Annotated in this window: 22 protein-coding genes and 1 tRNA gene; 14 read left to right on the top strand and 9 right to left on the bottom strand. The window is 68.7% G+C overall.

Features of this window, described 5'->3' with window-relative positions; genetic code table 11:
* The 6 genes from M1M07_RS25845 to M1M07_RS25820 form a co-directional block, all read left to right on the top strand.
* Positions 1-1,775 (top strand): glutamate synthase-related protein (locus M1M07_RS25845; RefSeq protein WP_248675997.1); only part of this gene is annotated, 1,775 nt, incomplete at its 5' end.
* Entirely contained in the window at positions 1,768-3,237 is a 1,470-nt protein-coding gene (locus M1M07_RS25840; RefSeq protein WP_248675996.1) for a glutamate synthase subunit beta, read from the top strand. The genes M1M07_RS25845 and M1M07_RS25840, both read left to right, overlap by 8 nt.
* A 175-nt stretch (positions 3,238-3,412) precedes the next feature.
* Positions 3,413-4,834, top strand: coding sequence for a pyruvate kinase (gene pyk / locus M1M07_RS25835; RefSeq protein ID WP_197253548.1), 1,422 nt, complete (start codon positions 3,413-3,415; stop codon positions 4,832-4,834).
* Complete coding sequence (locus M1M07_RS25830) at positions 4,831-5,703, top strand: acyl-CoA thioesterase II (RefSeq protein ID WP_248675995.1); 873 nt, start codon at positions 4,831-4,833, stop codon at positions 5,701-5,703. The genes pyk and M1M07_RS25830 overlap by 4 nt, the downstream gene beginning before the upstream one ends.
* Positions 5,704-5,719: 16 nt before the next feature.
* Complete coding sequence (locus M1M07_RS25825) at positions 5,720-6,859, top strand: cation:proton antiporter (protein WP_248675994.1); 1,140 nt, start codon at positions 5,720-5,722, stop codon at positions 6,857-6,859.
* A 91-nt stretch (positions 6,860-6,950) separates the two neighbouring features.
* A complete protein-coding gene (locus M1M07_RS25820; RefSeq protein WP_197253554.1) occupies positions 6,951-7,988 on the top strand; it encodes an isopenicillin N synthase family oxygenase in 1,038 nt (345 codons plus the stop codon).
* Between the two features lie 60 nt (positions 7,989-8,048).
* Here M1M07_RS25820 and M1M07_RS25815 read toward each other — a convergent pair whose 3' ends face one another.
* A complete protein-coding gene (locus tag M1M07_RS25815) occupies positions 8,049-8,396 on the bottom strand; it encodes a UBP-type zinc finger domain-containing protein (RefSeq protein WP_197253556.1) in 348 nt (115 codons plus the stop codon).
* 239 nt (positions 8,397-8,635) lie between these two features.
* Between M1M07_RS25815 and M1M07_RS25810 the strand changes: the two genes are divergently transcribed.
* The 5 genes from M1M07_RS25810 (at position 8,636) to M1M07_RS25790 (ending at position 13,170) form a co-directional block, all read left to right on the top strand.
* A complete protein-coding gene (locus M1M07_RS25810) occupies positions 8,636-9,211 on the top strand; it encodes a potassium channel family protein (RefSeq protein ID WP_197253558.1) in 576 nt (191 codons plus the stop codon).
* A gap of 107 nt (positions 9,212-9,318) precedes the next feature.
* The gene (locus M1M07_RS25805) at positions 9,319-11,121 is read left to right on the top strand and encodes an ABC transporter ATP-binding protein/permease (protein ID WP_197253591.1); all 1,803 of its coding nucleotides are present in this window, start codon (positions 9,319-9,321) and stop codon (positions 11,119-11,121) included.
* 327 nt (positions 11,122-11,448) lie between these two features.
* Positions 11,449-11,643 carry a hypothetical protein gene (locus M1M07_RS25800; RefSeq protein WP_197253560.1) on the top strand — a complete coding sequence of 65 codons (195 nt, stop codon included), beginning with the start codon at positions 11,449-11,451 and terminating at the stop codon, positions 11,641-11,643.
* A 73-nt stretch (positions 11,644-11,716) separates the two neighbouring features.
* Complete coding sequence (locus M1M07_RS25795) at positions 11,717-12,310, top strand: carboxymuconolactone decarboxylase family protein (RefSeq protein ID WP_197253562.1); 594 nt, start codon at positions 11,717-11,719, stop codon at positions 12,308-12,310.
* A complete protein-coding gene (locus M1M07_RS25790; RefSeq protein ID WP_197253564.1) occupies positions 12,307-13,170 on the top strand; it encodes an RNA polymerase sigma-70 factor in 864 nt (287 codons plus the stop codon). The genes M1M07_RS25795 and M1M07_RS25790 overlap by 4 nt, the downstream gene beginning before the upstream one ends.
* Positions 13,171-13,269: 99 nt before the next feature.
* Here M1M07_RS25790 and M1M07_RS25785 read toward each other — a convergent pair whose 3' ends face one another.
* From M1M07_RS25785 to M1M07_RS25775, 3 genes are all read right to left on the bottom strand, one after another.
* Positions 13,270-14,271 carry an ERCC4 domain-containing protein gene (locus tag M1M07_RS25785; protein ID WP_248676001.1) on the bottom strand — a complete coding sequence of 334 codons (1,002 nt, stop codon included), beginning with the start codon at positions 14,269-14,271 and terminating at the stop codon, positions 13,270-13,272.
* A 112-nt stretch (positions 14,272-14,383) separates the two neighbouring features.
* The gene (locus tag M1M07_RS25780) at positions 14,384-14,914 is read right to left on the bottom strand and encodes a hypothetical protein (RefSeq protein WP_248675993.1); all 531 of its coding nucleotides are present in this window, start codon (positions 14,912-14,914) and stop codon (positions 14,384-14,386) included.
* A gap of 157 nt (positions 14,915-15,071) precedes the next feature.
* A tRNA-Leu gene (locus M1M07_RS25775) sits at positions 15,072-15,145 on the bottom strand.
* A gap of 120 nt (positions 15,146-15,265) precedes the next feature.
* Here M1M07_RS25775 and M1M07_RS25770 point away from each other — a divergent pair.
* On the top strand, positions 15,266-15,880 hold the full coding sequence (locus M1M07_RS25770) for an ANTAR domain-containing response regulator (RefSeq protein WP_248675992.1): 615 nt from the start codon (positions 15,266-15,268) through the stop codon (positions 15,878-15,880).
* A 166-nt stretch (positions 15,881-16,046) separates the two neighbouring features.
* Entirely contained in the window at positions 16,047-17,369 is a 1,323-nt protein-coding gene (locus M1M07_RS25765) for an ABC transporter substrate-binding protein (RefSeq protein ID WP_248675991.1), read from the top strand.
* Between the two features lie 69 nt (positions 17,370-17,438).
* Here the strand turns inward: M1M07_RS25765 and M1M07_RS25760 are convergent, their stop codons facing one another.
* From M1M07_RS25760 to M1M07_RS25740, 5 genes are all read right to left on the bottom strand, one after another.
* Positions 17,439-18,230 carry an ABC transporter ATP-binding protein gene (locus M1M07_RS25760; protein ID WP_248676000.1) on the bottom strand — a complete coding sequence of 264 codons (792 nt, stop codon included), beginning with the start codon at positions 18,228-18,230 and terminating at the stop codon, positions 17,439-17,441.
* Between the two features lie 35 nt (positions 18,231-18,265).
* Positions 18,266-19,300, bottom strand: a complete 1,035-nt coding sequence (locus tag M1M07_RS25755; protein ID WP_248675990.1) for an ABC transporter ATP-binding protein — start codon at positions 19,298-19,300, stop codon at positions 18,266-18,268.
* Positions 19,293-20,282 carry a branched-chain amino acid ABC transporter permease gene (locus M1M07_RS25750; RefSeq protein ID WP_248675989.1) on the bottom strand — a complete coding sequence of 330 codons (990 nt, stop codon included), beginning with the start codon at positions 20,280-20,282 and terminating at the stop codon, positions 19,293-19,295. Before M1M07_RS25750 ends, M1M07_RS25755 begins: the two co-directional genes overlap by 8 nt.
* Before the next feature lie 3 nt (positions 20,283-20,285).
* Positions 20,286-21,584, bottom strand: coding sequence for a branched-chain amino acid ABC transporter permease (locus M1M07_RS25745; RefSeq protein ID WP_248675988.1), 1,299 nt, complete (start codon positions 21,582-21,584; stop codon positions 20,286-20,288).
* Positions 21,585-21,812: 228 nt separating this feature from the next.
* On the bottom strand, positions 21,813-22,142 hold the full coding sequence (locus M1M07_RS25740) for a metal-sensitive transcriptional regulator (RefSeq protein ID WP_197253578.1): 330 nt from the start codon (positions 22,140-22,142) through the stop codon (positions 21,813-21,815).
* A gap of 112 nt (positions 22,143-22,254) precedes the next feature.
* Between M1M07_RS25740 and polA the strand changes: the two genes are divergently transcribed.
* Positions 22,255-24,987, top strand: a complete 2,733-nt coding sequence (gene polA / locus M1M07_RS25735; RefSeq protein ID WP_248675999.1) for a DNA polymerase I — start codon at positions 22,255-22,257, stop codon at positions 24,985-24,987.
* Positions 24,988-25,010: the final 23 nt, after the last annotated feature.

Genomic DNA, 25,010 nt, shown 5'->3' with positions numbered 1-25,010 from the left:
GGGAGGACCCGGACCGGCTCGGGGATCCGCTGCGCCGCAGTGCGGTCAAGCAGATCGCCAGCGGACGATTCGGGGTCACCGCCGAGTACCTGGCCGACGCCACCGACCTGCAGATCAAGATGGCGCAGGGAGCGAAACCCGGTGAGGGAGGGCAACTTCCCGGCGGAAAGGTGTATCCGTGGATCGCCCGCACCCGGCACAGCACCCCCGGGGTCGGCTTGATCTCGCCGCCACCGCACCACGACATCTATTCGATCGAGGATCTCGCCCAGCTCATCCACGACCTGCGCTGCGCCAACCCGCGGGCCCGCATCCACGTCAAACTCGTCAGCGGTGTCGGGGTCGGCATCGTCGCGGCCGGTGTCGCGAAGGGGCACGCCGACGTGGTGCTGATCTCCGGCCAGGACGGGGGCACCGGCGCGGCGTTGCTCACCGCGCTCGCCCACTCGGGCACCCCGTGGGAGATCGGGCTCGCCGAAACCCAGCAGACCCTCGTGCTCGGTGGCCTGCGCGACCGCATCACCGTCCAATGCGACGGCGGGCTGCGCACCGGCCGCGACGTGCTCGTCGCGGCGCTGCTCGGTGCCGAGGAATACGGCTTCGCGACCGCGCCGCTCGTCGTGCTCGGCTGCATCCTCATGCGGGTCTGCCACCTCGACACCTGTCCCGTCGGGATCGCCACCCAGAATCCGGAGCTGCGCGAAAAATTCACCGGCAGAACCGAATACGTCGAACAGTTCTTCCGTTTCGTCGCCGAGGACGTGCGCCGCCGCCTCGCCGAACTCGGGTTGCGCAGCCTCGACGACGCGATCGGCCGCGTCGATCTGCTCGAACCCACCGCCGCCCTCGCGCACTGGCGCGCCGCCGGACTGGACCTCTCGCCGCTGTTCGTGCCGCCGGTCGACGCGAGCGGCGGGCCGCCGCAGCGCCGCCGCACCCGGCCCGCCGCGCCCCCGGCCGGCGAGACCCTCGACGACCGTCTCATCTCCGCGGCCGCCGATGCCCTCACCGGCTCCCGCCCGGTGCGGATCGAGGCGCGCGTGCGCAACACCGACCGCACCGTCGGTACCCGGCTCGGCGCCGAGATCGCCGCCCGCCACGGGCGGGCCGGCCTGCCCGACGACACCGTCCGCGTCGAGTTGCGCGGCAGCGCCGGCCAGTCCCTCGGTGCGTTCCTCCCGCCCGGCATCACGATCACCGTCACCGGCGACGCCAACGACTACGTCGCCAAGGGGCTGTCCGGCGGACGTGTCGTCGTGCGACCCGACCCGACCGCCCACTTCGCGGCGCACACGCAGATCATCGCCGGCAACACCCTGCTGTACGGCGCGACGAGCGGGGAGGTGTTCCTGCGCGGACGCGTCGGCGAACGCTTCGCGGTGCGCAACTCCGGCGCCGACGCCGTGTGCGAGGGCGCCGGCGACCACGCGTGCGAATACATGACCGGTGGGAGGGTGGTGATCCTCGGCGCCACCGGGCGCAACCTCGCCGCCGGCATGTCCGGTGGTCTCGCGCACGTGCTCGACCTCGCCCCGGTCCGTGTCAACCGGGACTCGGTGCACCTGACCGCGGTCGAACCCGGCGACCTCGAGCCGCTGCGGAAACTGCTGGCCGCCCACCGCGACCGCACCGGATCCCCGATCGCCGCCGCACTGCTCGTCCACTGGCCCTGCGCCGCAGCGCGATTCACCACGATCCTGCCGGTCGACTACGCGCGGGTGCGGGCCGCCGAGCAGCGCAGCGAACCCGCCACCGCAGGAGCCGGCGGTGGCTGACCCGCGCGGCTTCCTGCGGTACCGCAGGATCGAACCCCCGCACCGGCCGGTCGGGGAGCGCACCCGCGACTGGGCGGAGATCGCCGTGCCGATCGCAGCCGCCGAACACGACCGCCTCATCCGCGACCAGGCCACCCGCTGCATGGACTGCGGCATCCCGTTCTGTCACTCCGGCAGCGCCGGATGCCCGCTCGGCAACCTCATCCCGGAATGGAACGATCTGGTGCGCCGTGACCTGTGGGCCGAGGCCTCCCGCCGCCTGCACGCGACCAACAACTTCCCCGAGTTCACCGGGCGCATCTGCCCGGCGCCGTGCGAATCGGCCTGCGTGTTGGCGCTGTCCGATCCCGCCGCGGCCGTCACCATCGAGAAGATCGAAATGGCCATCGCCGACCACGCCTTCGCCGACGGCACCGTCACCCCGCAACCGCCGCGGCACCGCACCGGACGCTCGGTCGCGGTCGTCGGCTCCGGTCCGGCGGGGCTGGCCGCCGCGCAGCAGCTCACCCGCGCCGGACACGCCGTGACGGTGTTCGAACGCGACGACCGGCTCGGCGGGCTGCTCCGCTACGGCATCCCGGCCTACAAGATGGACAAGGCGCTGATCGACCGTCGTATCGCGCAACTGCGCGCCGAAGGCACCCGGTTCCGCACCGGCTGTGAGGTCGGCACCGACCCCACCCTCGCCCGCCTGCGCGCCGACTTCGACGCGGTGGTCCTCGCGGTCGGCGCGGGCGCCACCCGCGACATGGACCTGCCCGGCCGTGACCTGTCCGGCGTGCACCAGGCCATGGACTACCTGGTCGCGGCCAACCACGACTGCGAAGGCGACGGCCCCACCCCGATCCACGCGGCTGGACGCCGGGTCGTGATAATCGGTGGCGGCGACACCGGCGCCGACTGCCTCGGCACCGCGCACCGCCACCGCGCCGCGTCGATCACCCAGCTCGACTACCGCGTCCGGCCCCCCGACACCCGCGACGAGAACCGCAGTCCGTGGCCGCTCGTCCCGTGGGTGCTGCGCACCACGCCGGCGCACGCCGAAGGCGGCGAACGACGCTTCGAGGTCGGCGTGCAACGGTTCGTCGGCGACGACCACGGCCGGCTGCGGGCACTGGTGGTCGCCGAGGTCGACGCACACCGCACCCGGGTGGGCCCGGAATTCGAGATCCCGTGCGATCTCGCGCTGCTCGCCATCGGATTCGACGGGGTGCGACCCGGAAGGCTGGTCGACGACGGCCCCGCGACCACCGCACGCGGCACCCTCGACTGCGGCGCCGACTGGCAGACCGACGAACCGGGAGTGTTCGTGTGCGGAGACGCGCACCGCGGCGCCTCGCTCGTGGTGTGGGCGATCGCCGAGGGCCGCGCGGCCGCGCGCGGCGTCGACATCTATCTGACCGGCCGGTCCCGGTTGCCCGCACCGGTCACCCCGGATTCGCGAGTGCTGACCACGGGCTGAGGGCATCGGCCGGAACCACAGGCACCGAATCGAGTGCCGCCAGGAGTGGCGCAATTCACACGAGCAGCGCGCTACCCGTCCCGTGCGGCGGGTTGTCGTAAGTTACGCGCGAGTTGGGTTCCAGCGCCCTCCAACCGCGGTCGTCACCCCGCTGTCGGGGGACTAGGCTCGACCCGTGACCCGACGCACCAAGATCGTTTGCACCATGGGCCCCGCCACCGCCGACCCCGAGGTCCTCAAGGAACTCGTCGCAGGCGGCATGGACGTGGCCCGACTCAACTTCAGCCACGGAGAACACTCGGAGCACGAGGCCCACTACAACCGGGTCCGCGCGGCGGCCGAAGCCAGCGGACACGCCGTGGGCATCCTCGCCGACCTGCAGGGACCGAAGATCCGCCTCGGCCGCTTCACCGAGGGCCGCACCGAATGGGCCAACGGTGAGGTCGTGCGGATCACCGTCGACGACGTCGACGGCACCCACGACCGGGTCTCGACGACGTACAAGGAACTCGCGCAGGACGCCGTCCCCGGCGACCGTCTGCTCGTGGACGACGGCAAGGTCGGGCTCGTCGTCGAAGCGGTCGAGGGCAACGACGTCGTCTGCCGCGTCACCGAAGGCGGACCGGTCAGCAACAACAAGGGCGTGTCGCTGCCGGGGATGAACATCTCCGTGCCCGCCCTGTCCGAGAAGGACATCGAGGACCTCGAATTCGCGCTGCGGCTCGGTGTCGACTTCATTGCCCTGTCGTTCGTGCGTTCGCCCGCCGACATCGAACTCGTGCACGAGGTGATGGACCGTGTCGGCCGCCGGGTCCCGGTCATCGCCAAGCTCGAGAAGCCCGAGGCGATCGAGAACCTCGAAGCCGTCGTCCTCGCGTTCGATGCGGTGATGGTCGCCCGCGGCGACCTCGGCGTCGAACTGCCGCTCGAAGAGGTGCCGCTGGTGCAGAAGCGGGCGATCCAGATCGCCCGTGAGAACGCCAAGCCGGTCATCGTCGCCACGCAGATGCTCGAGTCGATGATCGAGAACTCGCGGCCCACCCGCGCCGAGGCCTCCGACGTCGCCAACGCGGTGCTCGACGGCGCCGACGCGGTGATGCTCTCCGGCGAAACCTCGGTCGGCAAGTTCCCCGTCGAGACGGTCCGGACGATGGCCCGCATCATCGCGGCCGTCGAGTCCGATTCGACGGAGGTGCCCGCCCTGACCCACGTGCCCCGCACCAAGCGCGGTGTCATCTCCTACGCGGCCCGCGACATCGGCGAGCGCCTCGATGCCAAGGCCCTGGTCGCGTTCACCCAGTCCGGCGACACCGTGCGCCGGCTCGCGCGCCTGCACACCCACCTGCCGCTGCTCGCGTTCACCCCGGTCCCTGCCATCCGCAATCAGCTCGCGCTGACCTGGGGTACCGAGACGTTCTCCGTCGAACCGATGCAGACCACCGATCAGATGGTCGAACAGGTCGACGCGGCGCTACTGTCGTTGGGTCGCTACCAGCGTGGCGACCTCGTGGTGATCGTGGCCGGTGCCCCTCCGGGACGTTCCGGCTCGACGAACCTGATCCACGTGCACAGGCTGGGGGAGAAGGACACTCGTTGACAGGTATCGAGGCGACGGACCTCGACGTCCTCCTCGGTCTGCTCGATCTCGAGCAGACCGAGGAGGACGTTTTCCGTGGAGCACACCCGCCGCAGACCGGTCTGCGGACCTTCGGCGGACAGCTCGTGGCACAGGCGCTCGTCGCCGCCGGCCGCACCACCGGTGACCGGCCGATCCACGCGCTCAACGCCCACTTCATCCGCGGTGGCAACGTCGAGGAACCCATCGAATACCGGGTCGCGCGGCACCGGGACGGGCGCGACTTCGCCAATCGCATGGTCACCGCCTATCAGGGCGACGAGGAACTATTCGTCATGCTCGCGGCCTACCAGAAATGGGGCAAGGGACTCGAACACGCGGTGACGGTCCCCGAGGTGCCGTACCCGGAGGCGCTGCCGCCCATCGGTGACCATCTCGAAGGCTACGAGGAGCACCTGCCCGGCTTCGTGAACGCCCTCAAACCCATCGACATGCGGTACGCGAACGATCCCGCGTGGATCCTCAAGGGCACCGGCGAGAAGCTCAACCACAACCGGGTGTGGATGCGCACCGACGGGGAACTGCCGGACGATCCGCTGCTGCACGTCGCCGCGCTCGGCTACAGCTCCGACACCACCGTCCTCGATTCGATCCTCACCACGCACGGACTGTCCTGGGGTCTGGACCGGATCTTCGCGGCGACCGCGAACCACTCCATCTGGTTCCATCGGCCGCCGCGGTTCGACCAGTGGCACCTGTACGCCACCGAATCCCCGGTCGCCGCCGGATCGCGCGGCCTGGCCACCGGCCGCTACTTCAATCTGGACGGCGAACTCGTCGCCACCGTGGTCCAGGAAGGGATCATCAAGCACTTCCCGTCCCGGCGCTGAACGGGCGGTAGCGGCGATGTTCGCGAGCCTCGCGCTCGTCATGGTGGTCGCGATCGTCGGGTCGCTGCCCGCGGCCCCCAGCGGTGTCCGGTTGCCCCTCGTGCTCGGCGAGTTACTCGCCGGGGTCGTCGTCGGAGTCAGCGGCCTGGGCTGGATCGACGCGAGTGAACCGACCCTCGACGCGGTCGCGCAGGTGGGTTTCGCGCTGGTGATGTTCCTCGCCGGCACCCACGTGCCGATCCGCGACGCCCGGCTGCGTCCGGCGCTGCGGCGGGGGATCGCGCGGGCCGCGCTCGTCGGTGCGGTCGCAGTGCCCGCCGGGGCGGGGCTCGCGTGGCTGTTCGATGCGCCGCACGCGGCGCTGTTCGCGGTGCTGCTGGCGTCGTCGTCGGCGGCGCTGGTCCTGCCGATCGTCGACGCGTCCGAAATCGGCGGGCACGAACTGCTGGCGCTGCTCGTGCAGGTCGCGGTCGCCGACACCGTCTGCATCGTCGCGTTGCCGCTCGTCATCGACCCGCCCGCAGCGCTGCGCGCCGGGCTCGGCTCGCTCGCGGTGATCGCGTGCGCGGCGGTGGTGTTCCTCGTGCTACGGCAGCTGGACCGCACCGGCGTGCAGCGCCGCGTCCACAACGTGTCCAAGGACCGCAAGCTCGCCGTCGAACTGCGGGTAAGCCTGGCGGTGCTGTTCGGGCTCGGTGCCCTCGCGGTGTGGACGCACGTGTCGGTGATGCTCGCCGGGTTCGCGCTCGGGCTCGCGGTCGCCGGGGTCGGGGAACCGCGGCGGCTCGCCGGCCAGCTGTTCGCGGTCACCGAAGGGTTCTTCGCCCCCGTCTTCTACGTGTGGATCGGGGCGTCCATCGACGTCCGGGCGCTGGCGGAGGATCCGTCCCGGATCGGGCTGGGCCTGGCGCTCGGCGCGGTCGCGGTGCTCGTGCACCTCGTGCCGCGCGTCACCGGTCAGCCGGTCGCGCTCGGCGCGCTGTCGGCGACCCAGCTGGGGATCCCGCTGGCGGCGGTCGCGATCGGCCTCGCCGGGGGCCTGCTGTCGCGGGCCGACGCCGCCGCCCTGGTTCTGGGGGCGCTCGTCACGATCGCTGTGGCCGCGATCGCGGCGGCGGTGGCGACACCTCGCGGCCGGGACGCCGTGGAGCCGTGACCGCCCCCGACCCGCGGAATGTCCCGAGTTCGGCTGCTGTTGCTCGAATCGGGGTCGCGTACTCGTGCGGCTTCGGAAAGGACTCAACGTCATGTCGGCGACCACCACGCTGCCCGTGATCGACCTCGCGGACCTCGACCGCGGAGCCGAGGCCCGCGCGGATCTGCTCACCCGGCTCCGCACGGTGACCCACGAGATCGGGTTCTTCCACTTGGCCGGCCACGGCATCGATCCGGCGCTCGCCGCGGACCTCATCACCGCGGCCCGCGCGTTCTTCGCGTTGCCCGATGCCGCGAAACTCGAGATCGAGAACTCGCATTCGCCGCAGTTCCGCGGCTACACCCGCATCGGTGGGGAACGCACCCAGGGCTACGTCGACTGGCGCGAGCAGATCGACATCGGGCCCGAACGTGCGGCCGTCACCGAGATCGATCCTGCGAAGCCGTGGGAGGTGCTGCACGGTCCGAACCTGTGGCCGGCGCAGCTGCCCGAGCTGCGGGAGCTCGCGCTGCGGTGGATCGACCAGGCGCAGGCCGTCGGGATCGTCCTGCTGCGCGCCTGGGCGGAGTCGCTCGGTGCCCCCGCCGACTTCTTCGACGACGCCTTCGCCGATCCCGATCCGCTGCTCAAGATCGTCCGGTATCCCGGTCACGACCGGTCGGTCACCGGGCAGGGCGTCGGCAGCCACAAAGACGTCGGCGTCCTCACCCTGCTGTATCCGGAACCGGGCAGCACCGGATTCCAGGTCGACCGCGACGGCACCTGGATCGACGTGGCTCCGCAACCGGGCTGCTTCATCGTCAACATCGGGGAACTGCTCGAACTGGCCACCGGCGGTTACCTCGAGGCCACCGCGCACCGGGTGTTGCCGCCGGAACCCGGCACCGACCGGATCTCGCTGCCCTTCTTCCTCAACCCCGGGCTCGACAAGGAACTGCCGACCGTCCCGCTGCCGCCCGAGCTCGCGGCGAACGCCCGCGGCGTCGGCACCGACGAACACGGCGGCACCCTGCATTCGGTGTACGGCCTGAACGCGCTCAAGTCCCGGCTGCGCGCCCATCCGAACGTGACCGAGCGGTACCACGCGGGCCTGTTGAACTCACCCGCTCTGCGTGGGTCCACCCCCTGACCCCCGCGCTCGTGCGTGTCTCCGGTAGCTGTGGCCACCGAAACCGCGCACGACCAGGCGTTAGTGGATGCGGGATTCCCAGTCCGCCGGGACCCTGCCCGCGGGGCCGGGGACGGGTTGGTCTAGAGGATGATGTCGCGGCGGTGCCAACTCCGGCCCCTCGTACATCTGCTCGGTCCGGTAGTTCCAGAACCAGTCCTCACCGGGTTCGTAGCTCTGGATGAAAGGGTGCCCGCTCGCAGCGGCGTGCGCCGTCGCGTGTTGTCCCGGTGATGAGTCGCAGCAACCGATGTTCCCGCACTCGGCGCAGCGCCGCAGATGCACCCACCACCCGCCGTCCGAGTCGCAGTCCACGCAGCCCGGGCCGCTCGGCGGCACGTCCGGGCGAATTCCCTCGATCTCGGTCAATTCTCGCTCCCTCCGGTGCGGTCGGCGACACCCCGTTCACGGTTGAGTCGACGCTATCGTCCGCGCTGGAGGAACAGGTCGATTTCCGGTGGCGGCATTCGATCGGGTTGATCAGCGAAGACCCGTCGCGAGCGCATTTCCCAGGGTTTCCTCGACACCGCTACCAGGTGCCGGGGAGTCGCCTACCCTGAATCCGTTGCGTTGCTGGTCACCCACGCTCGCGGAAATCAGGTGGCGCCATGGTCGAAGCGGCAGGGTCGCCGAGCCCGCCGGACGACGCTTCCGGTCGACCCGAACCGCTGTCGCGACGGGACCGGTGGCGGATCGTCTTCTACGCCCTGGCTCGTCCGTCCCTGACCACGGTGGGGTTGCTGCTCGTCTACTTCCTCGTGCCCCTCGACCACGTCGGCGACCTGTCCGCCGCGGTGGCGCTTGCCGCAGGGCTTCTCGTGGTCGTCGCCCTGGGCTGGTGGCAGCTCCGCCGGATCATGGCCTCCGAATATCCCGGGGCGCAGGCGATCGAGGCGCTCACGACCGTGGTCGCGTTCTACCTCATGCTGTTCGCGACGGTGTACTTCCGGATGTCGGTGGTGAGCGCCGGCAGCTTCGACGAGCCACTGACCCGGATCGACGCCCTCTACTTCTGCCTGACCGTGTTCGCGACCGTCGGCTTCGGTGACATCGCCGCCGTCACCCAACCGGCACGGGTCGTGGTCTCGGTGCAGATGATCGCCAACCTGATCCTCATCGCCGTCGGCATCCGCGTGTTGTCCGCGGCCGTGCAATGGCGGCGGCGGCAGCGCGGCATCGGCTGATCCGGACTCCTTGCCGAAGAATTCCCCATTTCCGCATGTCCGCCCGCCGCCGCGGGTGATCCTTGTCCGGAACCCGGCGATCGTCGATGAAACGGGGGTCCGGAATGGTGGAGTGGTCAACGGTCGTCGTCGACAGCGCCCTGTGGACGGTGAAGGCCTTCGTCATCACGCTCGTCGTGTCCGTCGCCGTGATCGCGGCGCTGGTGCGCTTCACCCGCTGGGGACGCCAATGGTGGCGCATCGCGGCGTCGTATTTCGATCCCCGCACCGGAACGGCCGGTGTCGGCCTGGCCGCGTTGGTGCTGTTCCTGACGGTGTTCGCGGTGCGGATGAACGTGCTGTTCTCCTACTGGTACAACGACTTCTACACGGCGATCCAGAATCTCGACGAACCGGCGTTCTGGCGATTCATGCGAATCTTCGCGCTCCTCGCCACGGTGCACGTGCTGCGCGCCCTCGTCGTTTATCTCGTCAGCCAGACCCTCGACATCAACTGGCGTACCCACCTGAACGAACGGCTCGTGGATCGGTGGCTCGATTCCGGGGCCTACTACCGTGAGCGTTTCGTCGACGACCCGGTCGACAACCCCGACCAGCGGATCCAGGTCGACATCACGGATTTCGTCACCACGACCCGTGTCCTGTCGATGGGGGCGGTCAACGCGGTGCTGTCGATCGTGAGCTTCACCGGCATCCTCTGGGACCTGTCCGGTCCGATGACGCTCTTCGGCGTCGAGATTCCGCGCCTGATGGTCTTTCTCGTGTTCATCTACGTCCTGGTCACCACCGCGGTCGCGTTCTGGATCGGGCGGCCCCTGATCAGGCTGAACTTCCTCAACGAGAAACTCGGCGCGACCTATCGCTACGCGCTGGTCCGGGTGCGCGAGTACGGCGAGTCCATCGCGTTCTACCGCGGGGAACCCGTCGAACGCGGTGGCCTGCTCGCGAAATTCTCGGCGGTCATCCGCAACTGGTGGCGACTGGTGTTCCGGACCCTGAAGTTCAACGGTTTCAACCTCGCCGTCAATCAGCTCTCGGTGATCTTCCCGTTTCTCGTCCAGGGCCCGCGGCTGTTCGCCGGTCAGGTGACCCTCGGCGACGTGATGCAGACGTCCAACGCGTTCGGTCAGGTGCACGATTCGCTGTCGTTCTTCCGTGAGTCCTACGACGACTTCGCGGCGTTCCGGGCCACCACGATCCGTCTCACGGGATTGCTCGACACGACCGATCGAGCCGGGAAGCTGCCCACGCTCGCCGCGACCGAGCAGGGGGAGCGTCTGGACCTGAGCGGTCTGTCCGTCACCACCCCCGCCGGGGACCCGCTGGTCACGGACCTGTCGCTGAACGTCGAGCCGGGCGAGGCGCTGCTCGTGCGCGGTGCGTCGGGCAGCGGGAAGACCACCCTGCTGCGCACCGTCGCGGGGCTGTGGCCGCACGCGCACGGCGCGGTCGGGCGCCCCGCCGGTGACGCGCTGTTCCTGTCGCAGCAGCCCTACATGCCGCTAGGTACGCTGCGCGACGCACTCACCTATCCGGACCCGGCCGACGCTGCCGAGACCGGCAGGGACGACGCCGCGCTGCGCCGGGTTCTCGAACGGGTCCAACTCGGGCACCTGGTGGGCCGGCTGGACGAGCCGGCGGACTGGACCCGCATCCTGTCGCCCGGGGAGCAGCAGCGCCTCGGCTTCGCGCGCATCCTGCTCGCGGAACCGGCGATCGTGTTCCTCGACGAAGCGACTGCCGCCGTGGACGAAGGACTCGAGAACTCGCTGTATCGCACGTTGCGGGAGGCGCTGCCCGAGTCGGTGATCGTGAGTGTCGGTCATCGGAGCACGCTCGACGGATTCCACGACCGGATCCTCGAACTCCGCGGCGGTGGACAGTGGGCCGTCACCGATCGCGTGCGGTGACAACTTAGGCACCGTAACGGATTTCGTGTTGCGAATGGGTCTCCGATTGGGGACCAAAGCCCTCCATGGAATGTCGCAGATCACAGTTCCGTTGCGAGATGTATGTCACAGCGGATAAGATTGACACGTTCGCGCAGCCTTTGGCCCTCAGGTCACCGGTTCGCGAGTGGGGAGCATTTCGGTGTGGACGCCGACTCTGTAAGCAGCACAGAGCATTCGGCATTCTCGATGTCCGCAGTCCGAGTGCAGTGCGGCGCGCCGGGGGTGCCCGCGGAGGGCCGGGTGGGCGGCCCGCCGATGATTATTCAGCGTCGAAAGCAGGCCCAGATGACCACTGCTCCAGATCAGGTTCAGCCGCTCGAGCGGCCCATTTCTCGCGTCCGTCACGTGGCCGGAACCGTCGGAAGCGCGGCGCTCGTCGCCGGTGTGCCCGCGGGCGTCCTCACCGAATCGCTGCTCGTCGGCCTCGTCGTCGCGATCGTCACCCTCACGTGCGTGCTCCTCGCTGAATTCATGATCTGATCCCGGGCTGTCACAGGCGGGGCGCGGCCGGTGTCTACATGGTGTCCCTGTACCGGCACCCGAGGAGCCCACCATGACCGGCGAACCCAGAATCCCCAAAGCAGAGCTGACCGGAATCTACGGCGCACTCGTCACACGAATGGCGCGCAGGATGCTCGGTGACGTGCCCGACGGCATCGGCGTCCTGTGGCACAACCGGAAAGTGATGAACTTCAGCGTCGGCATGGGCCGCAAGGCGCAGAAATGGGATCGCTGCGACGCGAATCTCAAGTCGTTCGCGCACATGGCCGTGGCGAGCCTCGTCGGATGCGGCTTCTGCCTCGACTACGGCTACTTCGAATCCCGCAATAGGGGACTCGACGTGGCGAAGGTGCGCGAGGTGCCCCGGTGGCGCGAATCCGACGTGTTCTCACCGCTCGAGCGCGACGTCATGGACTACGCCGAGGCGATGACCCGGACGCCACCGACCGTGAGCGACGAACTGTCGGCACGGTTGCTCGACGCCCTCGGCGCCGAGGCGCTCGTCGAACTGACCATGTACATCGCGCTGGCGAACACGGCGACCCGATCCAACGTCGCGTTCGGCATCGAATCGCAGGAGTACGCGGCGAGCTGCGGACTCGAACCTCTCGCCACTCCGTCCGCCACCCGGTCGGGCAGCGCATGACCGACGACCTGTTCGTCATCCACCGCAGCCTGCTGTTCACAGTCGCCTACGAGATGCTCGGCTCCGCCGCCGACGCCGAGGACGTCGTCCAGGAGACCTGGATGAAGTGGGCCGGCGTCAACGCATCCGAGGTACTCGACGCCCGGGCGTACCTGGTCCGGATCGTCACCCGACTCTCCCTCAACCATCTGCGGGCAGCGACGCGTCGCCGCGAGGACTACATCGGCGAATGGCTTCCCGAACCGCTGCTCACCGGACCCGACGCCGGGACGGACCTCGAACTCGCCGAGAGCGTCTCTTTCGCGATGCTCACCGTGCTCGAGACGCTCGCCCCCGTCGAACGTGCCGTGTTCGTGCTGCGCGAGGTCTTCGACACCCCGTACGACGAGATCGCCCGGGCGGTCGACAAGAGTCCGGCGGCGGTCCGGCAGATCGCGCACCGGGCCCGGGAACACGTGACCGCGCGGCGTCCCCGCATGCAGGTGGACCCGGACGAGCAGGCCGTGGTCGTCGAGAAATTCCTGACCGCGGTGTCCACCGGCGATCTGCAGGGCCTGCTCGAGGTCCTCGCTCCCGATGTCGTCGCGATCGCCGACGGCGGCGGGATCGTCCGGGCAGCGCGGAAACCGATCGTGGGGGCCGAGGTCCTGGCGTCGCTGCTGGTACGTTTCGCGAACATCCCCGGATTCACCGTGACCCGCGTGGACGTCAACGCGATGCCCGGCTTGCGCATCGAGGCCGCCGGGGCGACCGTCGTCGGCGCTGTCGCGGTCGAGGACGGACGGATCACTCACATCTACGGGATCAGCAATCCGCACAAGCTGGGCCGGATGGGCTCGGTGGTGGAACTGCGCCGCTGATCGGTGGGCTGCCGGAGGTGCCCCGAGTGACGGTTGACGTACCGATATTTCTATACGCAGACCGTCATTTCCGCCCGCATCAACCCCAGCAAGTGCCGATCAGGCGTCGTCCGGCGCGGGGTGCGCGTCGCGCCACGCCGCCCACACCTCGGGACGCAACTTCCCTCGGTCCGGCACATCCAGGCCGGCGGCGCGCGCCCACGCGCGTACCTGCGCGGTGCTGGGATCTGCCGAGGTCGAAGCGGGATCGGGTGCGGTCCCGACGGGCTTGTGGACATCCGGGACGATGCGTTCGCGCGCGACGACGTCGTCCTCGGCCCACTGGTGTGCGGCCGCGAGAAAGCGGTACGTCCATTCCTCGGCGAGCGCGCGGGTTTCACAGAACACGATCGGCACATTCGGATAGCGGACCTGCAGCTCGGCGAGACCGTCGGCGACCAGGGCGGGACGAACCCAGCTCACCTTGAACACCGCCGAATAGCGGTCCTCGACGACCACCGCGGCGCGGGGCAGAGCAGCGAGTTCGGCCATCGCGAACCGGAGTTTGCCGTTGGTCAGGCTCGACACCAGATCGGACAGCGACTTGCGCTCCACCGACGCGACCAGGCCCTCGTCGGAGAAAAGACCGTAGTCGCCACACGTCAACGGACGGATGAGCGTGGTGACCTGCTGGCCCGAGAACTTGTAGGCGTAGCGCTCGTGGGAGTCGACGACGATGGTCAGATCGGCGAGCCCCGCCGCGCGGGCGGTGGGGGTACGCACCTGGGGACGGGCCTGCTTGCGGGTGCGCGGCGACTGCCAGAACACCATGTCGCGGCCACGGGCCTTGGTGAACACGACCTGGGAGCGGTTCTCCCGGCTCCGGTCGACGACGAGATCGATTGCGGCACCCCGTCGTACACACGACCGCACACCCACGCGCTCGACCACCTCGGGATCGTCGGGCCACTCTCCGGCCGGAACCGGATAGCAGAACAGCGCTTTGGTGCGCGGCCACGTGTCGGACGTGCGGAACACGAGCCCGCCCTCGAGCGGCAGGCGCATCAGGAACTTCAGGCTCGAACCCGGATCGGGGTTGCGCGCGATCACCAGGTCCACGATCGTCGTCACCTTCCGATAGTTCGGTCACCGTGTACGACCCACCCTAGGGCGAGCGGAGACGGCTCGCGGGCGAGACCATGCGATGTGGTTCCGCCCGCGAGAATCGTCCGGATCAGCGACCGGGAATGATGTCGATGTTGCCCCTGCACACCGCGTTCTGTGTGTTGAGGAACCACCAACCGCCGCCGGTCTGCGTGGTGACCGTGAAGTCCACGTTCCCGACTCCCGTGAACGTCCGGTTGATCGGGATGCCGGGCTTCTGCTGCCAGGCGGCCTGCTCGCTGACCGAGCGCCCGGATTCCCCGGTGGTGTTGTTGTGCCAGTCGACGATGACCTGCGTGCCGTACCAGTTGGGCCCGATGCTCGGGAAGAGTCCCGGAGGCGGCGCCGGCAGTTCGTTGCCGCCGCTGAGCAGCAGGGACGGGACGAGTGCATTCCCGTTCGGCGGCAGCGATTCACCGGAACCGGCGGTGATCGTCCAGGTGAACGGCGGAGCCCACGGCAGCGGGTTCGCGCTTCCGCAGGTCATCGTGGTGGACGTCGCCGCATTGGCGACACCGCCCCCTCCGATCGCCAGTGCAGCGGCCACGCCGGCGGCGGCCAGGATCGACGCACCCGTGCGTTGGATCGTTCGTCTCCCCATATGAAACTCTTCCTTCCGCGTCGTCGAAATCCGAATACCAACATTCCCTTCCTAGCGGGTATGGGTCGATTCGGCCCGATTTCGGGCGTGGTGTGTCGAAGTGGCGGCCGGAGGGGCCAGAAAGGCGCACGAGCGCAGAAGGCGCAATCAGTGGCGGTGCCCCCGGTGAGACTCGAACTCACACTGGACGGGTTTTGAATCCGTTTCCTCTGCCAATTGGGATACGGGGGCGTCGTGCGGAGACCACTGTAAGGGATCGGGCGGAACGGTCAAACACCGGTACCCTTCTATCGATCGCCTTCGATCCCGGAGGTGGCCCGAACGACGCGAGCGATGAGGAGAAGGCCGACGATGACAGCCGCCCCGCACGAGAACTCCACCACGCCCCGCCGGGTCGTGGTCGCCGAGGACGAGGCGCTGATCAGGCTCGATCTTGTCGAGATGCTGCGCGAAGAGGGTTACGACGTCGTTGGGGAAGCCGGTGACGGGCAGCGCGCCGTCGAGCTTGCGGCCGAGTTGAAGCCGGATCTGGTCATCATGGACGTGAAGATGCCGCGCCGCGACGGAATCGACGCCGCATCCGAGATCGCCGAACGCCGGATCGCGCCCGTGGTGATTCTCACAGCGTTCAGTCAGCGCGAACTCGTCGAGCGTGCCCGCGACGCCGGCGCGATGGCATATCTGGTCAAGCCGTTCTCGAAATCGGATCTGGTTCCCGCGATCGAGGTGGCCGCCAGCCGCTTCGCCGAGATCCGCGAGCTCGAGAAGGAGATCGCCGGACTGAGTGAACGATTCGAGGTCCGCAAGCTCGTCGACCGTGCCAAGGGCATGCTGATGGAGAAGCACGCGATGACCGAGCCTGAGGCGTTCCGATGGATCCAGCGCGCGGCGATGGACCGCCGGACCACGATGAAGCAGGTCGCACAGGTCGTCATCGACACGCTCGGGGCCGAGTCCGAGGGCTGAGCCCACGCGCCGGTCGTTACGGCTGCGTCAATTCTTCCTCCCTCTGTATAACGGTCGGATCACAACGATTTCGGCGTGGTTCGCCGCGCGCGTCCGACGGTTATGTTTCGACCCACCATCCGGTGAATCCACCGGGATGCGTTGAGGTCGACAGAAGGAGAGTTGGATGGCAAAACGGACCCTTGTCCGTGCCGCTGCGCTCTTGGGGGCGGCGTCTCTGGCGCTCGCCGGTTGCAGTTCGGACAGCGATTCCTCCTCGGACAGTGCCGAGGGCACGTCGAACGGCACGACCACGGTTACCACCGACTGCGAGCCCGACCAGGCGACCGCCGGCGCGACACCCGTGACCACGCCGCTGCGGATCGGCACCCTGCTGCCGGAAACGGGCAGCCTGTCGTTCCTCGGACCGCCGATGGTCGCGGGAACCCGGCTCGGGGTCGACGACGTCAACGCCGCCGGCGGCGTGCTCGGTCAGCCGGTCGAGTTGGTCACAGGCGACTCGGGCGACACCACCACGGACACCGCGAACGCCACCGTCGACCGCGAACTGGCCGCCGGCACGCAGGTGATCGTGGGCGCGGCCTCGTCGTCGGTGTCCCTGAAGGTGCTCGACAAGATCGTCAGTGCGGGCGTCGTGATGTTCTCGCCGGCGAACACCTCCGACCAGTTCGTCTGCTATCCGGACAAGGGCATGTACTTCCGGACCGCGCCCACCGACGTGCTGCAGGCCCAGGCCCTTTCGCAGCTCATCGCCGAGGACGGCGCGCAGCGGGTGTCGGTGATCGCCCTCAACGATCCGTACGGGACGGGTCTGGCCGCGAACACGGTCGACAACCTCGTCGAGGCCGGGATTCCCGAGGATCAGATCCAGAAAATCATCTACGACCCGAACGCGCAGTCGTTCAACGCCGAGGTCGACCAGATCCGCGAGTTCGCGCCGGATGCGGTGGCGCTCATCGGTTTCGAGGAGTCCGCGAAGATCATCACCCGCATGCACGAGGTGGGGATCGGCCCGTCCGACGGCATGCACGTGTACGGCGTGGACGGCAACATGGGTAACGCGCTCGGCGAGAACATCGCCCCCGGCCTGTTGGCCGGCATGCGCGGCACCACCCCGCTCACCGACGTCGGCCCGGAGTTCCAGGCCCGGCTGAAGGTGGTCGATCCCGGTCTGATCGACTACAACTACGCGGGCGAATCCTATGACGCCGTGGTGATCTCGGCGCTCGCCGCCGAACAGGCCAAGTCGACGGCCGGTGTCGACATCGCCGCGAACATCAACGACGTCACCAAGGACGGCACCAAGTGTACGAGCTACCAGCAGTGCCTGGACCTCCTGCGGAACGGAGAGAACATCGACTACGACGGCATCACCGGTGAGCTGAGCTTCGTCGACGCCGGCGAGCCGGGCATCGGGTCCTACGGCAGTCTGCTGTTCGGTCCGGACAACAGGCTCACCACAGAAGGGTTCATCGTGGTCGGCGAATAGCGACCGCACACGACCGGGGCTGGGAATCGAACGATTCCCGGCCCCGAGTCGTTGCCGACACCGCGCGGCTCAGGGCCGCTTCTTCTCCTGGCTGCCCGCGAGCGTGCCCAAGTAGAGTTCGATGACCTTGGGATCGTGCATGAGATTGGTGCCGGTGTCGGTGTAGGCGTTGCGTCCCTGGTCGAGGACGTAGCCGCGATCGCAGATCTGCAGGCACCGCCGGGCGTTCTGCTCGACCATGATGATCGAGACGCCGGCCGCGTTGATCTTCTTGCAGCGGATGAACACCTCGTCCTGGAACATGGGGGACAGGCCCGCCGACGGCTCGTCGAGCAACAGTACCGACGGATCCATCATCAGTGCCCGTCCCATCGCGACCATCTGCCGTTCACCGCCGGACAACGCGCCGGCCTTGATCTTCCGGCGCTCGGCGAGCAGCGGGAACAGCTCGGCGACGAACGCGAATCGTTCCGCGAACTGCTTGGGCCGCAAGTAGATTCCCATCTCGAGGTTCTCCTCGATGGTGAGCGACGGGAAGACGTTGCGGGTTTGCGGCACGTACCCCAGTCCTTTGCGGACGAGCACGTGCGCGGGCGCGGAGGCGATCGACTCGCCGCGTAGCACGACGTCGCCCTGCCGGACCGGGATCAGGCCGAACAGCGCCTTGAGCAGTGTCGATTTGCCGGCTCCGTTGGGGCCGATGATGCCGACGATCTCGCCCTCGCGCAGGAAGAAATTGCAGCCCCGCAGGATGTCCACGCCCGGGAAGTATCCGGCGACGAGGTCGTCGGCCCGCAACAGCGCGCCTTCGGCGAGCCGGGCGTGTTCCTGGGGTGTCGCGGCGAGTTCGGCGGCGGTCATCCCGGCCTGGGGTGTTGTGGGGGAAGGGTTCTCCGTCACGGCCGCTTCTCCTCGGTGCCGGGTTCGGGGGCATCGGGCATGTCGGCGAGAACCGCCGCATCCGGTTCGGACAGGTCGCCGCCCGTCTCGAGAGTCGCGACAACAGCTTCCTCGAGTGCCTCGGCGAGCACCGCGGTCGCGCCGACCGGGTTGCCCTCGGCGTCGAATTCGAGTGCCTGGTCGTGGTGGCTGCCCAGGTAGGCGTCGACCACGACGCTGTTGCCCGACAATGCTTCCGGGGGCGCTTCGGCGATCACCGCGCCCTGCGCCATCACCACGACCCAGTCGGAGACCTCCCGGATGACGTCCATGTCGTGTTCGACGAACACCACCGTCATCCCGTCGTCGCGGAGGGACTTGATGTGGCCGAGCAGGCTCTGGGTGAGCGCCGGATTCACGCCGGCCATCGGCTCGTCGAGCATGACCACTTCCGGGTCGGTCATCAGCGCCCGCGCCATCTCGAGCAGTTTGCGCTGACCACCGGACAGCGACCCGGCCAGGTCGTCGGCCTTGGCGTCGAGCGAGAAGCGGGCCAGCAGTTCGTGTGCGCGTTCGGTGATCTCGCGTTCCTGCGCCTTCCACGTCCACGGCAGCAGCGCCCCGGCGATCCGTTCGCCGCGTTGCCCGGTAGCACCGAGACGCACGTTGTCGAGGACGGTCATCTTCGACAGCGCCTTGGTGAGCTGGAAGGTACGCACCATGCCGCGCCGGGCGACGCGATGCGGATGCATCCGGCCGAGGTCGACACCGTTCATGCTCCACGTGCCGGTATCCGGGCGGTCGAAGCCGGTGAGCAGGTTGAACAGGGTGGTCTTGCCGGCGCCGTTGGGTCCGATCAGGCCGGTGATGCACCCGCGCTGGATCTCGAGGTGCGCGACGTCGACGGCTTTGAGGCCTCCGTAGGCGCGGGAGACGCCGTCCACGACCAGCACCGGATCGGGTTTGGGCACCCCTGGTTCCTGCGGTATCGAGGCGAACAGCGCGGCGCGGGTGGCCGCGTCGAGTGGCGATCGATCGGTGACGTCACGCATCGAGCTGCACCTCCCTCTTGTTTCCCAGGATGCCCTGCGGCCGGAACACCATCATCACCGCGATGAGCACACCGAGCAGGACGAATCGCATCGCGCCGACCTGCTGCTCGGTGAGCGGCAGCAGCGGATCCGGTCCGGAGATGGCCTGCCGCAGCAGTGCGTCGGGGATGGCGAGCAGGAACCAGAACAGCATGGCGCCCAGGACCGGACCGAACACCGTGGCGGCACCACCGAGGATCAGCGCGCCGAACGCGAAGAACGTCTGCGCCGTCGAATAGAAGTCCGGATTGATCGACTTGGTCTGCAGGGCGTTGAAGACGCCGCCCAGACCGCCGATGACACCGCCGAGCACGAGGGCCTGCATCTTGTAGACGAACACGTTCTTGCCGAGCGACCGGGCCGCGTCCTCGTCTTCCCGGACCGCCTTGAGCACGCGGCCCCACGGGCTGTGCGTGAGGAGATACACGAACCCGCACAGCACCAGGACGAGGGTCCAGCCGATGACCATCGCCCACAGGTCGTCGCCGTAGAAGCGCATCCCGAGGATCGAGTACTGGCGGCCGGAATCGAACGGGCTCGACTCGGTGAACGGCCCCGCGAATCCGTAGAGGCCGTTGGTGGAGCCGGTGACCGAATCGGATGCGGTGGAACGGAACACCAGGCGCAGGATCTCGGAGGCCGCGATCGTGACGATCGCGAGGTAGTCGGCGCGCAGTCGCAGTGTCGGGATACCGAGGATCAGGGCGAGCAGCGCGGCGGCACCGAGACCGACGAGGATGCCGAGCCACAGCGGCTGGTCGTAGGTGACCGTCATGATGCCGACGCCGTAGCCGCCGAGCAGGGCGAATCCGATCTGGCCGAAGTTCAGCAGGCCGGCGTAGCCGAAGTGCAGGTTGAGTCCGATCGCGAGCAAGGCGTAGAAGATCGCGGACGGCCCGATGAGCTGGGCAAACGAAATCTGGAGTGCGGCGAGGATGTCCATGGCTCACCCGATCCTTGCTCTGCTGCCGAGGATGCCCTGCGGTCGGATCACCAGGATCACGATGAGGATCAGCAGGCCACCGATGTACTTCAGGTCCGGGCTGATCACCAGGGTCGACAGCTGGACGACGAGACCGACGATCACGCACCCGACCAGCGCGCCGTAGGCCGTGCCGAGACCGCCGAGGGTGATCCCGGCGAACATCAGCAGCAGCAGTTTGAAGCCCATCTCCCACTGCACGCGACCGCCGAGTTCGGACAGCCCGTAGAGCACACCGCCGAGCGCGGCGAGGGCGCCGCCGAGACCCCAGACGAATCGCACGACCCGTTCGACGTCGATGCCCGACGAGGCGGCCAGATCCCGGTTGTCCGCGACCGCGCGCATCGCCTTGCCGATCCGGGTGCGCTGCAGCAGCAGCGCGACCCCGACGAGGACCACGAGGCTGATGACGATGCACGCGAGGTTGACCGGGGTGATCGCCAGGGGACCCCATTGAAGCTCCCGTTGCCCCTGGTAGTCGGCGAATGCCTGGGTGCGATCGGAGAAGAAGATCAGGATGAGGTAGCGCAGGGCGATCGCGAGACCGATCGACACGACGAGCTGGGCGATCAGGCCGGTGTGCCGCCGGCGCAGCGGCGCCCAGATCAGACCGTTGTTGAGCAGGCCGATGATGATGCCGACCAGCACCGCCAGGACCGTCGCCGGGATGAGCTGGATGCCGAAGCTGACGTTGAACACCCACGCGGCGACGGCGCCGAGCGTCACCAACTCGCCGTGGGCGAAGTTCGTCAGCCCGGTGGTTCCGAAGATCAGGCTCAGGCCGACGCCGGCGATCGCGATGATCAGGCCGAAACGCAGACCGTCGACGACGGTGCGCAGCAGCTTCTCTCCGGTGTCGACCCCGGTGCCCGACCGGGCCTCGCCGAAGGAGAAGATCACCACATTGGACCGCCCGGCCACCACGGCGCGTTCCACCGTGGACTGCACGCTGACCCCCTCCGGCAGGGTCTCGGTGTCCACCTCGAAGGTGTAGGTGCCCGGCGGCAGGGTAAGCTCCCAGCGGCCGCCCTCCCCGGAAGTGGTCTCCGCGACCGGGTTTCCGGAGGCGTCCAGTGCCCGCACCATGACCCCGGGGAGTCGTTCGCCCGCGTTGTTGAGGCTGCCCCCGACGGGCACGCCGGAGGCCGGTTCGTCGGCCGGTGTCGTCGGGGTGGGTTCGGGCGGTGCTGTCGGTTCCTGCGCGACCGCGCTGCCGATGCCCGGGAGAACCGCGGCCAGGGTGAGCAGGAGCAACAACAGCATCCGGGCGAGCCGTCGTGGTGACGGCGGCGATCCTCGTCCGGGTCTGACGAATCGGGCCACTCGGGTCCTCCCGCGCGTGGGTGGTGGTCGAGCACGGCGCCGGGGTACCGGCGCCGTGGAACCGGACTCTAGCGGCTGTGATCGCCTCGCACGGGGCTCTGGGATTTCCGCGTCGTTTCGGTTGGGTTTCGTCGTGCGCCAATCGAATACGGGACGCGGTTGCGTGTGTCAGGAGCGAACGAGGCGGGCGATCGCGTCGGAGGCCTCCTTGATCTTGATTTCCCCTTCGTCGCCGCCCTGGCGGGCCGCGTCGAGGACGCAGTGCTTGAGGTGGTCGTCGAGCAGGCCCAGTGCGACGCCCTCGAGTGCCTTGGTCAGCGCGGAGATCTGAGTGAGGATGTCGATGCAGTACTGCTCCTCGTCGACCATCCTGTGGATGCCACGGACCTGGCCCTCGATCCGCTTCAGTCGGGCGAGGTACCGACTCTTGTCTCCCATGTACCCGTGGCCGGTGTGGCAGGTCTCGGGCTGCGTGGCCGGATCGTGTGCGTCGCTCATACCCGCCATTCTATACCCCTAGGGGGTATTTTGGCAGGTGGATGGGAGTTTTCGACGGTGATCGGGGCACGCGACGCGATCGCCGTACAGGCTGTCGGGCCGGGTCCCTAGACTGGCTCCCGTGACTCGTGCATCCACCTCGCCTGCTCCCGCCGCCACGAACGGCGACCGTTCCACCCTGCTCCTGCTGGACGGCCACTCCCTGGCCTTCCGCGCCTTCTACGCGTTGCCGGCGGAGAACTTCAAGACGCAGAGCGGCCTGACCACGAACGCGGTGTACGGCTTCACGTCCATGCTCATCAACTTGCTGCGCGACGAACAGCCCACCCACGTGGCGGCCGCATTCGACGTCAACCGGCAGACCTTCCGCGCCGAGATGTACCCCGAGTACAAGGCGCAGCGCAGTTCCGCCCCCGACGAGTTCAAGGGCCAGATCGACATCACGAAGGACGTGCTCGACGCGCTCGGGATCTGTGTGATGGCCGAGGCGGGCTTCGAGGCCGACGACATCATCGCGACCCTGGCCACCCAGGCCACCGCCCTCGGCTACCGCGTGCTCGTGGTCACCGGCGACCGGGATTCGCTGCAGCTCGTCAACGACGACGTCACCGTGCTGTACCCGAAGCGGGGAGTGTCGGATCTGACCCGGTTCACCCCCGAGGCCGTCGAGGAGAAGTACGGACTGACCCCGCAGCAGTACCCCGACTTCGCGGCGCTGCGCGGCGACCCGAGCGACAACCTGCCCGGCATCCCCGGCGTGGGCGAGAAGACGGCCGCCAAGTGGATCCGCGAGTTCGGCGGCCTGACGAACCTGGTGGATCGCGTCGACGAGGTGCGCGGCAAGACCGGCGACGCCCTGCGCACCAACCTCAACAACGTGCTCATGAACCGGCGCCTGACCGAAATGGTGCGCGACGTGCCGCTGCCGTACACGCCGGAGCAGCTCGCGCTGTCGCCGTGGGACCGCGACCGCATCCACCGGCTGTTCGACGACCTCGAATTCAAGGTGCTGCGCGACCGGCTGTTCGCGACCCTCGCCTCCGCCGAACCCGAAGCCGAGGAGGGATTCGAGGTGCGTGGCGGCGCGCTCGAGCAGGGCGCCCTCGCCGGCTGGCTCGCCGAGCACGCGGTCGCCGGGGTGCGGCACGGGCTGTCCGTCGTCGGCCTCGGGACCCCCTACGGCGGCGACGCGACGGCCCTCGCGATCGCCGCGGCCGACGGTGAAGGCGCGTACGTCTCCACCGCGACCCTGACCCCCGAGGACGATGCCGCGCTCGCCGCCTGGCTCGCCGACCCGGACACCCCGAAGGCGCTGCACGAGGCCAAGTCGGCGATGCACGCGCTGCGCGGGCGCGGCTGGACCCTCGCGGGCGTAACCAGCGACACGGCGCTCGCTGCCTACCTCGTGCGCCCCGGCCAGCGCAGTTTCAACCTCGACGACCTGTCGCTGCGCTACCTCAAGCGTGAACTGCGCGTCGAGGAGAGCGGCGAGCAGCAGCTGTCGCTGCTCGACGACGGGGACGCCGTGGAGGCCAAGGCCGCCGAGAACGCGATCCTGCGGGCCCGGGCCGTGGTCGACCTCGCCGAAGCACTGGACAGCGAACTGCAGGACATCGAGTCGACCGCGCTGCTCGCCGACATGGAGCTGCCCCTGCTCGCGGTGCTTGCCGACCTCGAGGCCGCGGGCATCGCCGTGAACGCCGAGCACCTGCACGATCTGCAGTCCGGGTTCGCCGCCGACGTCGCTGCCGCCGCGAACGCCGCGTACGAGGTGATCGGCAAGCAGATCAACCTCGGCTCGCCGAAGCAGCTGCAGGTGGTGTTGTTCGACGAGCTCGACATGCCGAAGACGAAGAAGACGAAGACCGGCTACACCACCGACGCCGACGCTCTGCAGAACCTGTTCGACAAGACCGGGCATCCGTTCCTCGAGCACCTGCTGGCGCACCGCGAGGCCACCAGGATGAAGACCACCGTCGACGGGCTCATCAAGTCGATCGCCGACGACGGCCGCATCCACACGACGTTCAATCAGACCGTCGCGGCGACCGGCCGGCTGTCGTCGACCGATCCGAACCTGCAGAACATCCCGGTCCGCACGGACGCCGGACGGCAGATCCGCGACGGCTTCGTCGTCGGTTCCGGCTACGACCTGCTGCTGACCGCGGACTACAGCCAGATCGAGATGCGGATCATGGCGCACCTGTCCGGCGACGAGGGGCTGATCGAGGCGTTCAACACCGGCGAGGACCTGCACAGCTTCGTCGGCTCCCGCGCGTTCGGTGTGCCGATCGAGGAGGTCACGCCCGAACTGCGCCGCCGCGTCAAGGCGATGTCGTACGGCCTGGCCTACGGGCTCAGCGCGTACGGCCTCGCGCAGCAGCTCAAGATTTCGACCGACGAGGCGAAGGAGCAGATGGAGGCGTACTTCACCCGCTTCGGCGGGGTGCGCGACTACCTGCACAACGTCGTCGAGGACGCCCGGAAGGTCGGGTACACCTCGACGCTGTACGGCCGCCGCCGCTACCTGCCCGATCTGACCAGCGACAACCGTCAGCGCCGCGAGGTCGCCGAACGCGCCGCACTGAATGCCCCGATCCAGGGCACGGCCGCCGACATCATCAAGGTGGCGATGATCGACGTGCACAAGGCGCTGCACGAGGCGGGGTTGCGCTCGCGGATGCTGCTGCAGGTCCACGACGAACTCGTGCTCGAGGTCACCGCGGACGAGCGCGAGCAGGTCGAGGCGCTGGTGCGCGAGAAGATGGACTCGGCGATCGAACTGTCGGTTCCGCTCGAGGTGTCCGTCGGCTACGGACGCAGCTGGGACGCGGCCGCGCACTAGCGCGGATCATGTACCGAACGCCG

It is taken from the genome of Rhodococcus sp. HM1 (assembly GCF_023218075.1).
Lineage (GTDB): Bacteria > Actinomycetota > Actinomycetes > Mycobacteriales > Mycobacteriaceae > Rhodococcus.
This window is presented reverse-complemented; position numbering and strand designations above follow the sequence as displayed.

Excerpts from the sequence above, each read along its gene's own strand:
- M1M07_RS25825 (WP_248675994.1), top strand. The coding sequence starts at position 5,720 with ATGTTCGCGAGCCTCGCGCTCGTCATGGTGGTCGCGATCGTCGGGTCG.
- M1M07_RS25820 (WP_197253554.1), top strand. The coding sequence starts at position 6,951 with ATGTCGGCGACCACCACGCTGCCCGTGATCGACCTCGCGGACCTCGAC.
- M1M07_RS25810 (WP_197253558.1), top strand. The coding sequence starts at position 8,636 with ATGGTCGAAGCGGCAGGGTCGCCGAGCCCGCCGGACGACGCTTCCGGT.
- M1M07_RS25800 (WP_197253560.1), top strand. The coding sequence starts at position 11,449 with ATGACCACTGCTCCAGATCAGGTTCAGCCGCTCGAGCGGCCCATTTCT.
- M1M07_RS25795 (WP_197253562.1), top strand. The coding sequence starts at position 11,717 with ATGACCGGCGAACCCAGAATCCCCAAAGCAGAGCTGACCGGAATCTAC.
- M1M07_RS25790 (WP_197253564.1), top strand. The coding sequence starts at position 12,307 with ATGACCGACGACCTGTTCGTCATCCACCGCAGCCTGCTGTTCACAGTC.
- M1M07_RS25780 (WP_248675993.1), bottom strand. The coding sequence starts at position 14,914 with ATGGGGAGACGAACGATCCAACGCACGGGTGCGTCGATCCTGGCCGCC.
- M1M07_RS25770 (WP_248675992.1), top strand. The coding sequence starts at position 15,266 with ATGACAGCCGCCCCGCACGAGAACTCCACCACGCCCCGCCGGGTCGTG.
- M1M07_RS25765 (WP_248675991.1), top strand. The coding sequence starts at position 16,047 with ATGGCAAAACGGACCCTTGTCCGTGCCGCTGCGCTCTTGGGGGCGGCG.
- M1M07_RS25760 (WP_248676000.1), bottom strand. The coding sequence starts at position 18,230 with ATGACCGCCGCCGAACTCGCCGCGACACCCCAGGAACACGCCCGGCTC.
- M1M07_RS25755 (WP_248675990.1), bottom strand. The coding sequence starts at position 19,300 with ATGCGTGACGTCACCGATCGATCGCCACTCGACGCGGCCACCCGCGCC.
- M1M07_RS25750 (WP_248675989.1), bottom strand. The coding sequence starts at position 20,282 with ATGGACATCCTCGCCGCACTCCAGATTTCGTTTGCCCAGCTCATCGGG.
- M1M07_RS25745 (WP_248675988.1), bottom strand. The coding sequence starts at position 21,584 with ATGCTGTTGTTGCTCCTGCTCACCCTGGCCGCGGTTCTCCCGGGCATC.
- M1M07_RS25740 (WP_197253578.1), bottom strand. The coding sequence starts at position 22,142 with ATGAGCGACGCACACGATCCGGCCACGCAGCCCGAGACCTGCCACACC.